This is a genomic window from Pseudomonas sp. WS 5411, assembly GCF_012985595.1.
Taxonomy (GTDB): Bacteria; Pseudomonadota; Gammaproteobacteria; order Pseudomonadales; family Pseudomonadaceae; genus Aquipseudomonas; species Aquipseudomonas shahriarae.
Genome location: NZ_JAARMC010000001.1, coordinates 278,339 through 292,291, shown reverse-complemented (window position 1 = coordinate 292,291; position 13,953 = coordinate 278,339). Strand labels below are relative to the sequence as shown.

General features: G+C 60.5%; 12 protein-coding genes. 9 read left to right on the top strand and 3 right to left on the bottom strand.

The window, feature by feature from the left end; genetic code table 11:
- Positions 1–49: 49 nt before the first annotated feature.
- Positions 50–283, top strand: coding sequence for a VF530 family protein (locus tag HBR93_RS01335; protein ID WP_057438302.1), 234 nt, complete (start codon positions 50–52; stop codon positions 281–283).
- 4 nt (positions 284–287) lie between these two features.
- The gene (locus HBR93_RS01330) at positions 288–914 is read left to right on the top strand and encodes a Pr6Pr family membrane protein (RefSeq protein WP_115128923.1); all 627 of its coding nucleotides are present in this window, start codon (positions 288–290) and stop codon (positions 912–914) included.
- Positions 915–1,020: 106 nt separating this feature from the next.
- Here the strand turns inward: HBR93_RS01330 and HBR93_RS01325 are convergent, their stop codons facing one another.
- Positions 1,021–1,788, bottom strand: coding sequence for a siderophore-interacting protein (locus HBR93_RS01325; protein WP_169959718.1), 768 nt, complete (start codon positions 1,786–1,788; stop codon positions 1,021–1,023).
- Positions 1,785–2,357, bottom strand: a complete 573-nt coding sequence (locus tag HBR93_RS01320; RefSeq protein ID WP_169959717.1) for a PadR family transcriptional regulator — start codon at positions 2,355–2,357, stop codon at positions 1,785–1,787. The genes HBR93_RS01325 and HBR93_RS01320 overlap by 4 nt, the downstream gene beginning before the upstream one ends.
- 490 nt (positions 2,358–2,847) lie before the next feature.
- Here HBR93_RS01320 and HBR93_RS01315 point away from each other — a divergent pair, with 490 nt between their 5' ends.
- The 7 genes from HBR93_RS01315 to HBR93_RS26795 all read left to right on the top strand — a co-directional run bounded on the left by HBR93_RS01315 (position 2,848) and on the right by HBR93_RS26795 (position 10,569).
- The gene (locus HBR93_RS01315) at positions 2,848–3,339 is read left to right on the top strand and encodes a CS1 type fimbrial major subunit (RefSeq protein ID WP_057438304.1); all 492 of its coding nucleotides are present in this window, start codon (positions 2,848–2,850) and stop codon (positions 3,337–3,339) included.
- Between the two features lie 117 nt (positions 3,340–3,456).
- Positions 3,457–5,982, top strand: a complete 2,526-nt coding sequence (locus tag HBR93_RS01310; protein ID WP_169959716.1) for a CS1-pili formation C-terminal domain-containing protein — start codon at positions 3,457–3,459, stop codon at positions 5,980–5,982.
- 5 nt (positions 5,983–5,987) lie between these two features.
- Positions 5,988–7,247 (top strand): hypothetical protein, encoded by a 1,260-nt coding sequence (locus HBR93_RS01305; RefSeq protein WP_225923819.1) that lies wholly within the window; start codon positions 5,988–5,990, stop codon positions 7,245–7,247.
- 641 nt (positions 7,248–7,888) lie between these two features.
- Positions 7,889–8,536 carry a hypothetical protein gene (locus tag HBR93_RS26855; protein ID WP_057438309.1) on the top strand — a complete coding sequence of 216 codons (648 nt, stop codon included), beginning with the start codon at positions 7,889–7,891 and terminating at the stop codon, positions 8,534–8,536.
- Between the two features lie 15 nt (positions 8,537–8,551).
- Positions 8,552–9,292: a hypothetical protein gene (locus HBR93_RS01295; RefSeq protein ID WP_057438396.1), complete on the top strand. Its 741-nt coding sequence runs from the start codon at positions 8,552–8,554 to the stop codon at positions 9,290–9,292.
- Between the two features lie 56 nt (positions 9,293–9,348).
- Positions 9,349–9,819 (top strand): CS1 type fimbrial major subunit, encoded by a 471-nt coding sequence (locus HBR93_RS26800; protein ID WP_057438311.1) that lies wholly within the window; start codon positions 9,349–9,351, stop codon positions 9,817–9,819.
- Positions 9,820–9,828: 9 nt separating this feature from the next.
- Positions 9,829–10,569, top strand: coding sequence for a hypothetical protein (locus HBR93_RS26795; protein ID WP_057438313.1), 741 nt, complete (start codon positions 9,829–9,831; stop codon positions 10,567–10,569).
- Here HBR93_RS26795 and HBR93_RS01285 read toward each other — a convergent pair.
- A complete protein-coding gene (locus HBR93_RS01285) occupies positions 10,566–13,655 on the bottom strand; it encodes a transglycosylase domain-containing protein (protein ID WP_169959715.1) in 3,090 nt (1,029 codons plus the stop codon). The two genes, HBR93_RS26795 and HBR93_RS01285, sit on opposite strands and share 4 nt — an antisense overlap.
- Positions 13,656–13,953 lie beyond the last annotated feature (298 nt).

The window sequence follows — 13,953 nt, the reverse complement described above, 5'->3', positions numbered from 1 at the left end:
TCGGCTAAGGTGCGCGGCTTCCTCTTTATTTACTTGGCAAAGGCCCGGCATGACCGCATCGAATAACAACCCCCTGCACGGCGTTACCCTGGAACAGGTGCTCACTGCACTGGTGGCGCATTACGAATGGGAAGGCCTGGCCGAGCGCATTGATATCCGCTGCTTCAAGAACGACCCGAGCATCAAGTCCAGCCTCACCTTTTTGCGCAAGACCCCGTGGGCGCGGGAGAAAGTCGAAGGCCTGTACGTCAAGCTGATGCGCACCAAACGCCCGCTGGACTGATCCCATGAAGCGCTTTATCGCGTCAGCGGCGCTGGCCGGCTGGGCGGGCCTGGCGATCCAGCAGTACCTGGTCCTCTACTCACGCTGGATGGCCGATGCCAGCCTGTTGGGTGGGTTGGTGAGTTTCTTCAGCTTCTTCACGGTGCTGACCAACACCCTGGCGGCGGTGGTGCTCAGTTATGCACTGGTGAATCGCCCTTCAGCCGGGCGCCGCTTTTTCCTGCAGCCTGCGGTCAGCAGCGGGATAGCGGTGAGTATCGTCGTGGTGGGCCTGGCGTATAGCCTGCTGCTGCGGCATTTGTGGAGCCCCGAGGGCTGGCAGTTTATCGCCGACGAATTGCTCCACGATGTGATGCCGCTGCTGTTCCTGGGGTATTGGTGGCGGTGTGTGCCCAAGGGGACGTTGCGCCTCAGGCACATCGGCTATTGGGCGATCTACCCGCTGCTGTATTTCGTGTACGTGCTGCTGCGCGGGCATATGCTGGGGCAGTATCAATACCCGTTTATTGATGTCGACACCTTGGGATATCCACAGGTGTTTATGAATGCGGGGGGGATATTGCTGGGGTTTGTGGCGGTGGCGTTGGCGATAGTGGGGCTGGACAAGATCCCCAAGGTAACGAAGGACTAATGTGGGAGCGGGCTTGCCCGCGATTGCAGTGGATCAGTAGCAAATGTGCCGACTGATACAGCGCAATCGCGGGCAAGCCCGCTCCCACATTTTGACCGAGTGAGTCCTACTCTTCGTCGCTGCCCTGGGCTCGCCAGTAGCCCACGGCCTTGACGAACTCGTCGTTGAGCTGGTGCTTATCCAGCAGCACCCGCCGAACCTGGCGTGACAGCTTGGTCTCGGTAGCCACCCAGGCATACAGCGCCCCGGCCGGTGGCTGCAGGTGCTCCACCGTGGCCAGCAGGTCATCGACCCCGCGCATCACCCAGATCACTTCCACATCCGCCGCACTGTCGAGCGTCTGCTTTTCGTGCTCATCGGCAATTTCAATCACTGCCAGCACCTTGCGCCCCGCCGGCAGTTCTTCCAGGCGCCGGGCAATGGCCGGGATTGCGGTTTCGTCGCCGATCAGCAGGTAGCTGTCGAAGATATCCGGCACGATCATCGAGCCCCGTGGCCCACCGATGTACAGATGTTGGCCGACGGCAGCCTGCTCGGCCCAGGTCGACGCCGGGCCGTCGCCGTGCAGCACAAAGTCGATATCCAACTCCCCGATGGCCAGGTCGAAACGCCGTGGCGTGTAGTCGCGCATCGCCGGTTGTGGGCCCTCGCCCTTGATGGTGAAGGTCGGGCTTTGCAGCGCGGCCAGTTCGGCGGCGTTCTGCGGAAACAGCAGCTTGATATGGTCATCGCTGCCCAGGCTGATAAACCCGGCCAGTTGCTCGCCACCCAGGGTGATGCGGCGCATGCGCGGGGTGATATCGACCACCCGCAATACCTGCAGGCAGCGGCGTTTGATCTCGTGGGTGACGCGGTGGATGACGGGCTTGTTCATTCACTTTTCCCCTGTACAGGTTGGACGGCCGGGCCATCCACAATGGCTTGGGCGGTGCTGTTGAGCAGCCCCGCAACACGCGTGATTTCTTCCGGGCTCCAGCGCCCGTGGTGCAGTTGCAAGGCATGGCGCAGGTTGTGCACCGCCTCGTGGACCTCGGGTGGCCGGTCGTGGCCGCGCAGCGAACGCTTGCTCACGTCGATGCGCATGCGCACACCGTCCAGGGCAATTTTCTGTTCACTCAAGAAGAGACGTCCGGCGTCGGTGATTGTGTAGCGTTTTTTCCCGCCCTCGGCGTCGCCACTGATCAACTCGCTTTCTTCGAGGAAGGTCAGGGTGGGGTAGATCACCCCGGGGCTGGGGCTATAGGCGCCGTCGAACAACCCTTCGATCTGGCGGATCAGGTCGTAGCCATGGCACGGCTGTTCGGCGATCAGCGCCGGCAGAAGGATTTTCAGATCGCCCGGGGCAAAGACCCGGGGCCCCCGGCCACCGCGCTCGCGGCCTGGGCGTTTCTCGAAGCCGTCGCGGCCGTCACCGGGTTCACGGTGGGAATGATGGTCTCTCATTGTCATGCTCTCTGTGGGTGTCTAAGACATAACGTAAGATATATCTTATGGATCGAGCAATGCCTTCTGACGAACGGTAGGGCGCCAACCCCGGGTGCTATCACCGGCACCACAGGCTGATTTATAAATGGTCGGTTTAAATAGAGTTGTGGAGTTTTTGCTCTAAAGTAAGTTCTGCTTAGCTATAGCTATTCGTGTACTCCATTTCTTACGGAACGATGTCTTATATAGGTAAGCCGAACTAATGTTGCATGTATTACCGGGATGACAGGTAATACGTGACTTATTGAGTTTTCAGGATTTTTTCTGCCTGCATAGAGGGTTTGATAACTACGCGCTACACGGAAATGGCTGGCTTACCTGAAGTTGGAATCGGCAGATAATTTACTTGCGTCTTAGGACTCAACTTGGAGTTGGGCTTGTGGCGCGTCATGAAGTTTCGATCGAGTCGAATCTTTAACTTACTTAAAGTGACAACAGGTATTTAACGATGCTGAAAAAAACTGCTTTCGTCCTGCCACTGGTCTTGTTGGCTATCGGCTCTTCCAGCGTGTTTGCTGCCGGTGAAGCCACCAGTGTCATCAACATCAAGGCAACCATTCCTACCAAACAGTTCCACGCCCAGCCGTTGGATCCGGATTTCGGTAAGGATGAAACCATGTCCTACAACACCGTCACTGGCCAATTGAGCCAGATCCGTGCCACCTACGCGGTAAAAAATACTGACGGTTCGATCAAGGCCTACATCGAAGGCGGCCCGGCATCCCTGAGCAACGGCACGTCCTCCATCCCCCTGACCACTTCCTTCAACGGCGTGACCCTGACCGGTTCGCCACTGGAAGTCGTGGATGACGCCAGCTCCACCCCGGGCACCCAGGCCGATATGGTGGTTGTGGCCGCCAAGCCAGCCGACACCGACGCAGGCCTGTTCACCACCAACTACACCGTGGTGTTCGATCACGAGCCACGCGTTGCGCCGTAAAGGCGACCTGTTGATCAGTAAGCATCGGCTTATTGCTTAGCCCTACCGATCGACAGGCAGTCGCTGTCGGTTGATCGGTATTCAAGTATTCCCTGTGCGTAATCAGAGTATCCGTTCATGTTCCCGATGATTTTCATCGCGGCAGCGCTCGCCTTGTTGTTTTGTACGGGGGCGTTTGCAGCTGACGCGGCAACTGGCACAACCCCAAGAAGTTTGCTGTCCCAGGCCAAGGGTTTACCGGCTGACTTCGAGGAGCATTTTTTTGATGTGCCGTTGGCGGTACGGGTCGAACTGGATGAGGAGTTCGTCTCTGAGGCGATGATTGTCCTCACCCGCGACGACCGCCTGACCCTGCTGGATTTCACTGACCATGAAGGCAGTGTGATCAAGGATATCGAGCGCGACCGCTGGGGTGACTACCTCAAGCAGGGTGTGCCGTTGGGGGCCTGCGAAAGTAGCTGCCCGGATCAGTTGCTGGCGGTGCACTACAACCTGGAAAAGTCCCTGCTCACATTGCTCACCGAGAATGCCGAGCGTGAAGGGCAAGAATCGAAGTACTACTCCCTGCCCACGGGCGGCAGCACGGGCCTGATCGTGCGTAACCAGCTGAATATCAGTGGCGGCCAGGGCCAGGACCTGGGCGGACGCCTGGGGCTGGATGCCAGCGGCAGCCTGGGCAATTGGAACCAGGTGCTGAACATGCAGTTCTCGCGCTTGGGCGGCCCGGATGACGATGCCCTCAACCACGCCGTGTACTCGTTGTACTCCCAGCGTGAACTGCACGGTGAGTTCCTGCGCCTGGGCTATTTCACGCCTAACGCCGAAGGCCTGACCCGGCAACTGCGTACGTTCGGCGCGAGCCCCGACACCGCCGTGGGCGTGATGTACGGCAGCTCCGACAGCCTGATGATCAGCAATCCCAAGCCGAGCATCTACCCCATTTACGTCACGGCCAATCGCCAGGCCTCGGTCGAGATTTACCGCAACGGGCTGTTGATCAACACCCAGGCCGTTACCACGGGCTTGCAGAGCCTGGACACACGGCCCTTGCCCGGCGGCATCTACGAGGTGGAAGTGCGCCTGGTGGAAGACGGCCAGATCACCAGCACCACCCAGGAGTTGGTGTACAAGCCCAATAACTGGCGCAACCTCGATAACCGCTGGCGCTACAACGTCTTTGCCGGGCAAGAAAGCAAACTGCTCAGCAACTGGGACGAGCAACCCAGTGGCGACCTGACCGCCGGTGCCTCCCTCAACTATCTGGCTCACCCTCGAGTGGTACTGGGGTTGTCCGGGCGCCAGGTCAAGGACAACATGCAGTACGGCACGTCCGTCGACTGGTCCCTGGCCAATAACGCCAGTCTCTACGCCAACATCTACCAGACCGATAGTTACGGCACCGGCGTCGACTTCAACAGCCTCTACAACTACGGGCTGGGCAGTGTGGTGCTCAACCACACCCGCAGTTGGCTGGATAACCGCAACACCTACGAAACCCTGCCCGACGGCACCCGCATTCGCCAGCGCGATATCTTTGTCGGCCAGACCAGCCAGTCGTCGCTGTCAGTGAACCATCGCCTGAGTAACCTGCGTTCCATCAACGCCCGGTTGGCTTATAGCGAAGGCAACGTTCAAGGTCTGGGGCTGGACCTGGGCTGGACCGAACGGGCTCACCTGTTTGGCAATGACGCCAACTGGCGACTGTCGCTGTTCGACCGTCCTGCCAGCTCCAGCACCGGCGACAAGCGCAATCGCGGGGTCGACCTGAGCGTCAGCCTGGCCCTTGGCAGCCCGGGCGAACAATGGTCGGCCAGCATCGGTACACGCACCTCCCGTGACGGTGGCCGCGACAACAACGGCTCGCTGAGCTATCGCCGCGACCTGCAGGATCATGTTCTGCAAAGTGTTTCGGCCACCGCCCTGGTTGACACCTACGGCGTCGGGCTGTCCGGCATGGCCAGCTTCCAGACCGATGCGGTCAATGGCGACGGTTTTGTGCAGCGCTCATCGTTCAATAACGACCTGACCGGTGGCCTCAACCTGGACAGCACCTTTGCCGTCGGCGGGCAGCGGATGGTGCTCACCAGCCAGTATGCCGGCAGCGGTTCGGGGATGATTGTCGACGTTGAAAGCGATGTGGACGACATCGTCCTGCGGGCCGATGACTTGAGTGGCGGCAGCACCATCTTGCGACCTGGGCGCAACTTCATCCCAATCGCCGCCTACAAGGGCAGTTCGGTCAGCTTCGACTTCGACGGCAACCACGCACCTGCGGCCAATATCCAGCCACCGCGCACGGCGTACCACCTGAACAAGGGCGGCGTGGACTATCGCAAGATCAGCGTGATGCGCACCGTCACCGTGCTCGGGCGCCTGGTGGACCCCCAGGGCAAACCGCTCAAGGGCCACCACATTCTCAACCACGCCAGCCGTGGGGTGAGCGAGGTCGATGGGTTTTTCTCCCTGGAAATGAACGCCAGCTCGCCGACCCTCGAGGTGCGGCGTAACAACCAGCTGCTGTGCCAGTTCCGCCTGGATACCGCCAATGCGCACAGTGAAAACGACGTGCTGATGATTGGGGATTTGCGCTGCACGCCGGACACCCTGGCCGACTCCACCTTTACCCAGCAGACCGCAGGTTGAGTGGCATGACGAGATTACCGACCACCATGAAACGCATCAGAACTTTGATCTGCCAGTTGGGAGGAGTAGGCGCTACGTTGTTGTTCAGTTCGACGGCGGTGGCGCTGACCCAGGACATCACGGCCGTGTTTACGCCGGACCCCGGCAATCCGTTTGTGAACCAGTTTCGTAATACAACGCCTATCAGTTCTATTTGCGAGTCTCACATTCCAAACCAGTGCAAGGCGTTGAATATCTTCAGCCTGCGGGAGTGGAACTTTGAGGCGTTATCCAACGGGCCGATCCTGGCCAACCATGAGAATGACCGCCAGGGCTATTACGTAAAAGTGCCATCCGAGTGGCGAGATGTGCTGGTGACGCATAACAGAACCGGGGAAGTCGAGACCGTAAAGATGCGTATTGCCGGGCTAGGTGGCGTCTGGACTGCGGCCAATCCGCCGGGGGTGGCGGCTTGGGCGCAACCTGGACGCGCATGGCATGCGCAATGGCAAAACGCTCCGAGCCCGTGCCGAAGTACTGGTCACCTTAAGTTTACCAATGCCTCTGCCACGTATTTCTGGTTGGTCCCTGAAGGAGCAGGCGCCTGTGGTCGCAAGCCCTCGCTGGATATTCCCAGGTTGCGCCTGTTCCAACTCGAGTATGCCTATGAGCTTAAAACCCCCAATCCGCTAGGCATGTCCAGCGGTGAATACTCTGGCAGCCTCACCTACACCATGGGGCCTGGGGGAGATTATGACTTCGGCGATGTGCTGATTCCGTCGGACAACCAACTGACCTTCAATTTCGCCCTGGAAGTGCAACACCAGCTCCAGGTGGACGTCCCCCCGGGCGGTAACCGTGTCGAACTGGTGCCCCAGGGCGGCTGGCAAGGCTGGGTGAACCAGGGGCGCAAGCCGGCACGGTTGTTCCGTGACCAGACGTTCAATATTTCCGCCTCGTCGCGCTTCAAGATGCAGATGGCCTGCGATCAGGTCGTAGGGGACACCTGCGCCTTGAAAAACACCACGGACGGTCATGAAGTGCCGCTGGACGTCAGCGTCAGCCTGCCCCATGGCCTGAACCGTGAAGACGGCAGCGCGGTGAATCGCCAGCCGCTGCTGCTCAGCGGCGCCGGCACCGAGCAGTTCAATCCGGGCTTCTACGTCAACAGGCGGCCCGGCACCCTGCACTTCGAGGTCAAGAAAGATTACGCCGAGCAGATGCTCAGTCGAGGCGGTAGCACCTACACGGGCCAGGTCTCAGTGGTCTGGGATTCACAAATATGAGCTGCCGTCAGATAGAGGCCGTCAGTGGTAGCGGCATGAATGTAGCGAAGTGGCTAGGGCGTGGCTCGCAGGTGGCGGCCAGCGTGTTACTGGCGTCGCTGGCAATGCCTGCAATCGCTGTGGAGATGAGCATTCATGCTGAGTTTCGGCCGGACCCTGCACAGCCGCACTTGAACAAGTTCGAGAACAAAACGCCCAGTGTTGGTTACTGTGTGTCATTCCCTGCCCAGTGTAAGTCCTTGAACATATTCAGCCTCAGGGCTGCTATTTCGGCTGAGTCCGTGACGCAAATCTCTGCGTTTCATACGGATCAACGGCAAGGCGCAATGTTTAAGGTCCCAACGGAGTGGCAGGATCTGACCGTGGTGCATCGGCAGACTCAGGAGACCGAGACGTTAAAGGTACGGATCATGGGGGTCGGTTCGACATATTCCATTCCCAACCTGATTAGCCTGGTCGGAGGGGGCGTGACCCCTTTGCAGGCTCATCAGAGAATGTGGACCGGCTCCAGTTGGGTGTACCCGCCGCGTACCTGCCTGGGCACCGGGGTGAGCCTTTATGGGACGATAACCTATGGGTTTTTCTGGCGAACACCCGTCGGCTCTCTATGTGCCAGACAGGCCAGGTTCGACATTCCCACCATGCGCTTAAACAGCCTGGAGTTTGCCTATGAACTCATCACGCCCAACCCATTGGGCATGTCTTCAGGGGAGTACATCGGTAGTCATCAATACACCGTAGGGCCCGGCAAGGACTTCGATTTGGGCGACGTGATGATGCCCAGCAGCCCTACGCTGACTCTGAATTTCACCCTGGCGGTGCAACATGACCTCAAAGTCGAAGTTCCCCCCAACGGCAACCGTATCGAGCTGGTACCCCAAGGCGGCTGGCAAGCCTGGCTGAATCAGGGCCGCAAACCTGCGCGTCTGTTTCGCGACCAGACCTTCAGCATTTCTGCCTCGTCGCGTTTCAAGATGCAGATGAGCTGTGAGCGGTCTATCGGCGACACCTGTGCCTTGAAGAACACCACCGACGGCCACGAGGTGCCGCTGGACGTCAGCGTGAGCCTGCCCCATGGCCTGAACCGGGCGGACGGCAGCGCCGTGATTCGCCAGCCGCTGCTGCTCAGCGGCGCCGGTACCGAGCAGTTCAATCCGGGCTTCTACGTCAACAGGCGGCCCGGCACGTTGCACTTCGAGGTCAAGAAAGACCACGCCGACCAGATGCTCGAGCGCGGTGGCAGCACTTACTCGGGCCAGGTCACGGTGGTCTGGGACTCGGAACTTTAAATGAGACTGATGAAGATGAAACATCTGTTGGCGCTGTGTGCGCTGTGCTGGTTGCCGATCTCGGCACCGGCCGCTCCCAACATCAATGTCGGGGTGTTCTATGACTACCTGGACGGCGATAAAAGTACCTACCTCAAACGGGTTTTCAACGGCGGTGACAGCACGGCATTTATCAAAGTCTCGGTGATGGAGATCCTCTACAACGCCGACGGCACCTCCGAGGAAGTGGAGCTCAAGAGTAACCTCGAGAACACCGCCCGCGACGGCTTGATGGCCACCCCGGCACGCCTGATCGTCCCTGCCGATGGCATGCAAGGCACACGTTTGCTGTACCTGGGCGAGCGCGACAAAGAGCGCTATTTCCGCGTGCGTTTTGTGCCGGTGATGCCGGAGCCGGAGGACGATTTTGCCGTCTCCAGCGACGAGCGCGAGGCCTATAAAACCAACCTCTCGGCCGGCGTCACGGTACTGGCGGGGTTTGGCACAGTGTTTTTCGTGCGGCCCAAGGTCACGCGCTTTGCCACCCGTATCGACGATCAGCCCACTGAGTACGGGATGCATAACGATGGCAACAGCGTGGTTGTGGTCGACCAGTTCAAGGACTGCGCCAGCGACGGTGCCCAGGAATGTTTGCCCGTCACCAAGAACCACATCCTGCCGGGCCGTGCCTTCAGCTTCCCCAAGCAGGCAGGGCGTACGTATCGCTTCACTCTGGTCGAGGGCAGCGAGAAAAAACCATATGAGGTCAAAGGCTAATGGTCATTGAAAGAGCACATAGGCACGGGCACCGCCCATGCAGAGGCTGCAAAGTCGTGTTGGCAGCACTGTTACTGGTGGTTGTCACGTTGCTCAGTACCCAGGCCCACGCGATCCGTGAAGAGCAGGTGTTCGAGGTCTCCGTCACCATTCCCACCGCCGACTTTTATGTGCTGCCGATCAACCCGGTGTTTTTGGAGCGTGAGCAAGAAATGGCGTGGAACCTGGTGACCCGCACGCTCAAGCCGTTGCGCGAACACTTCGACGTGAAAAACAGCGCCGGCGGGATTGTCGCGCGCCTGGGCGATCTGCCGGTGCTGTCCAACGGCCGGCGCCTGATCCTGTTGAACGTGTCCTTCAACGGCCAGGCGCTGGACCTGACGGACACCCTGGTGGTGCCCGCCGATCAAGCGCGGGTCGGCAAGCGAGTGCTGTTGGACATTGCTGCCGTCGAGCCAGAGGACGGCTACGTGCCGGGCGACTATTTCGGCAGCGTTAACCTGATATTCGACGCGTTGCGACCGTAAGAGGTGGTTATGAAATACGTTTATGCAGTACTGGGCGCGTGGCTGTGGTCCTTCAATGCCTATGCCGGGCCGGCCATCAATGTCGGGGATTTTTACGATTACTTGAATGGCGACAAAAACACTTATCTCAAGCGCGTGTTCAATGGCGGCACCAGCACCGCGTTCGTCAAGATCAATGTCACCGAAATGCTCTACAAACCCGATGGCAGCTACGACGAAGTACCGCTCAAAAGCCAAGGCGACGGCATGGTGCGCGATGGCCTGATGGCCAGCCCGGCACGCTTGATCGTGCCGGCCAATGCGATGCAAAGCACGCGCTTCCTGTTTATGGGCGAGCGGGACCGGGAGCGTTACTTCCGGGTGCGCTACTTGCCCGTGGCGCCGGAAAAGGACGATGACTTTGGCGTCAACGACGAGGACCGCGCGGCGTATGAGGCCTCATTGACGGCAGGTGTGCGGGTGATGTCGGGGTACGGCACGGTGTTCTTTGTGCGGCCCGAGCACAGCCGTTTCGATACCCGCACCGAAAACGGTGGCCGCACCTACACCCTGCGCAACGCCGGCAACACCGTCGTGGTGGTGGATGAGTTCAAGGACTGTTCGGTAGCGGATCGCACGGACTGCGCCCCTGTGACCAAGAACCATATCTTCCCGGGGCGGGTGTTCAGCTTTGAAAAACAGGCCGGGCGGACCTACCGGTTTTTCCTGGTGGAAGGCAGCTCCGAGAGAGTCGTCGAGATCAACGGCTAGGGCGCGCGGCACAAGGTGTGGCCAGCGGGCTGCAAATAGGGCGTCAGCACCGGTGCCATGCCCTTGAGCACCTGTACCGGCAGCGCTGAGGTAAACGTGAAATTCTGCGCACCGTTGCCGGGGACAAAGGCGGTCAAGGTACCGAAATGCCGGTCGCCGATATAGAACACAAACGTCGCCGTGCGGTTGATTGCCTTGGAACTGAGGACGCGCCCGCCGGCGCCAATGGCTTCGATGCGATTATCCCCGGTGCCGGTCTTGCCGCCCATGGCCAGTGGCGTGCCGTCGGCCAACTTGAAGCTGCCCGACAGCCTTTTTGCGGTGCCCGCGTCCACCACCTGGGACAGCGCACTCCGTAGGGCTGTGGCGACTTCGCTGGGCATCACCCGCTTGCCTTTATCGGGGTGGTTCACCAGCCGGGTTTCATAGGGCGTGCCCGGGGCGAAGTGCAGGCTGTCGATCCGCAGCGTCGGTTCACGTACCCCATCGTTCAGGATCGTCCCCACCAGTTCCGCCAAGGCTGCCGGGCGGTCACCGGAGCTGCCGATGGCGGTGGCCAGGGACGGCACCAGGTGGTCGAAGGGATAGCCAACCGCCTGCCAGCGCTGATGAATATCGAGGAACGCCTCAATCTCCAGCATGGTGCGGATACGGCTGTCCCGGGCGCTTTTGTGGCGGCTCTTGAACAGCCAGCCATAGACTTCCTGGCGCTCGTACTGGCTGGCGGCGACGGCCTGGGTGAAGGTGGCGTCGGGGGTGTTCAGCAGGTAGCCAAGCAGCCACAAGTCCAGTGGGTGGACCTTGGCGATGTAACCCTGGTCCGGCAGGTCATAGGCGCCGGGGCCGTAGTCTTGATAGAGCTTTTCCAGGCGCGCATCGGTGAGTTTTTCTGCGGCCTTGGTGCCGGTCAGATGGGAGCGCACAAAGCTGTTGAAGCTCTGCTGGCTGGCCTGGGGCAAGAGGTACCGGTGCACGGCGGCCAGGCGAATGGCGGTGGGGTGAATGCTGTCGAGAAAAGTCGCTAGCCGGGCCTGGGTGTCCTTGTTGCGGTACTTTTTCCAGAACCGCAGCAAAAAGGTCTTGCCCTCGCGGTCGGCAAACTGGGCCAGGTATTCCTGGCGGCGCGGGTCGTTGTCGTCCTTGAGCAACTGGGCGCTGTTGCCCGGTGCCTGGTAGGTGCTGTAGCGCACCAGGTCACGCATCAGCCGGATAAACGGCAGGTTGATGGATTCGCGCAGGGCATCACGCAGGGTCGGGTTGCGGCCATTGTCTTCGTTGCGAAAGTTATTGAAGTGATGCAGGCCGCCGCCGGTAAAAAAACGTTCGCCGGGGCTGGCGGAGTACTGCCGGTCGAGGGCCGCGTCGAGCATGTTCGCCAGGCTCCGGTCGCTGTTTTGCACCAGGTAATCCACGGCCCAGCGGGACAGGCGGTCCTGCTCGTCGAACACGACTTTTTTCAGCGCGGCGGGCGTCTGCCCGGCATAGCGCTCGTGCAGCTCGCCGATGATTTGCAGGTAGGTGGTGAGCACCCGCAGCTTGGCGGTGGAGCCCAGTTCCAACTTGCTGCTCTCGTTGATATCGAAGGGTTGGTCGGTGTTGTCGGTTTGCACCCGCACCCGGGCGCCGTCGGGTGTCATTTCGTAGAGGTTGAAGCTGTAGCGCACCTGAGCGGTGCTGGCCGCGGTCAGCAGGCGCGGGCCGAGCAGGCCGAGTTGGCCGGCGACGCTCGGGTCTGCCAGGCGCTTGAGGTACTCGGTGGCCTGGGTTTGCAGATCGCTTTGCAGGGTACTGGTGGCGGCCAGGTCGAGGCGGTCCAGGTCGTACAGCGGACGGTTGAGCAGGGCGGCCAGGCGGCTACGGGCGACGCTGATGCCTTTGTTGGTTTCGATTGGCCGGAGGGTGGGTTGCTGCTGCCAGTCCCGGTAGTTGACCTGACTGGCCAGGGCCGCCGTGGACAGTGCCGGTTCGATCACGCCGTTCTGGGCCAGCAGGCGGATATGGCTGTCGGTGAGCTGAGCCAGCTCATCGCGGCCCTTGGTCAGGTAATGGGACGGGCGGCGCTGGGCAATCATCAGCGACAGCACTTCACGCAGGGCCAGGCCTTTTTGCGCCAGGGTTTGCGGGTCGCTGCCGGCGAGCAGGGCGTTGGTCTGGTTGAAGTCCGCGCCGTACCACACCCGCAGGCCCTCGGCCATGCCATGCACTTCGCCATGCCCCGGCACTGCCGACAACGGCACGCTGTTGAGGTAATCGCGCACGAGGTTTTGCCGTGCCTTCAGTGTCTGCGGACCATTCTGATAAGTGCGCACACTGGCGGAAATCATCTGACGAATTTTTTCGCCGCCGGACAGGGTCAGCCCGTCGGGGGAGTGGCGGTACTTTTCCAATTGCGTGGCGAGGGTACTGCCGCCCGCCGTCTGGCCGGGCAAGTGCAACACTTTGGCGACCTGGGACCAGGCGGCCTTGGCAAAGCGCGGCCAGTCCACGGCGGGGTTGGCCTGGGGCAGGTCGGGGTTGAGCAACTCGCGGTTTTCGATAAACAGCAGGCTGTTGACCACCAGTGGCGGGATGTCGGCAAAGGAAGGGTAGAGCTGCTGCGGGTAGCTGAACTGGTACAGCGCGGTGCCACGGCAATCGGTGATCGACAAGCCCGCCTGGACTTTCTCGGCATAGGGCACGAACAGGCCGTGGCGGGTGTAGTTCATCAGCGCGTCGGAGAAGCGCGCCTGGGACTGGATCAGGTAATCGCGCTTGAGCAGCCTGGGTAAGAAGTCACCCAGGGCGCTGTAGCCCAGGCGCTGATCGAACGGGCCGGCACCGGGGTAGACGATGGCATCGCTGGGGCCAGGCTGCACGCTATAGGTCAGGGTTGCCGCCAGGCGACTGAACTCCCGCGCCTGCCACTTGGATGTGCGCACTTCCCGGGAAGCGGCAAACCCCAGCGCGATCAGGCCCATTACCAGCAACAACCACAACATACGCCAGGCATAGCGTCGTTTGCGGGGCTTTTGGGGCGGTGGCTGTTCATCCGTGCTGGCAGTTGGCACCGCAGCCTTGGTCGAATTGGTTTGCCACAAAGCACCCATAGTCGATTGATCCATTCACGCAGATTGATCGGACTTGTCTGAAGCTTAGACGCTGGTTGGCGTGTGGGAAGGATTTGTGTGGAGTGTGGGATTTTTGCCGAATGCACATGGCGGGGTACGGGGGGATCTACCTATCTCTCCTGCGCTGGTGTTTGGGTAGGTGTGCATATCCGTTGTTTACAGCCAGCCCTCTGAATGTCTGCAAACACCGCGAGCGGTGGTCAGGCAAGGGGACAAGCCCCCGCGCCAGCACACCGCAGGGAAGGCCCGTCCTAGAGCCATCCCCACAGGTAAATCC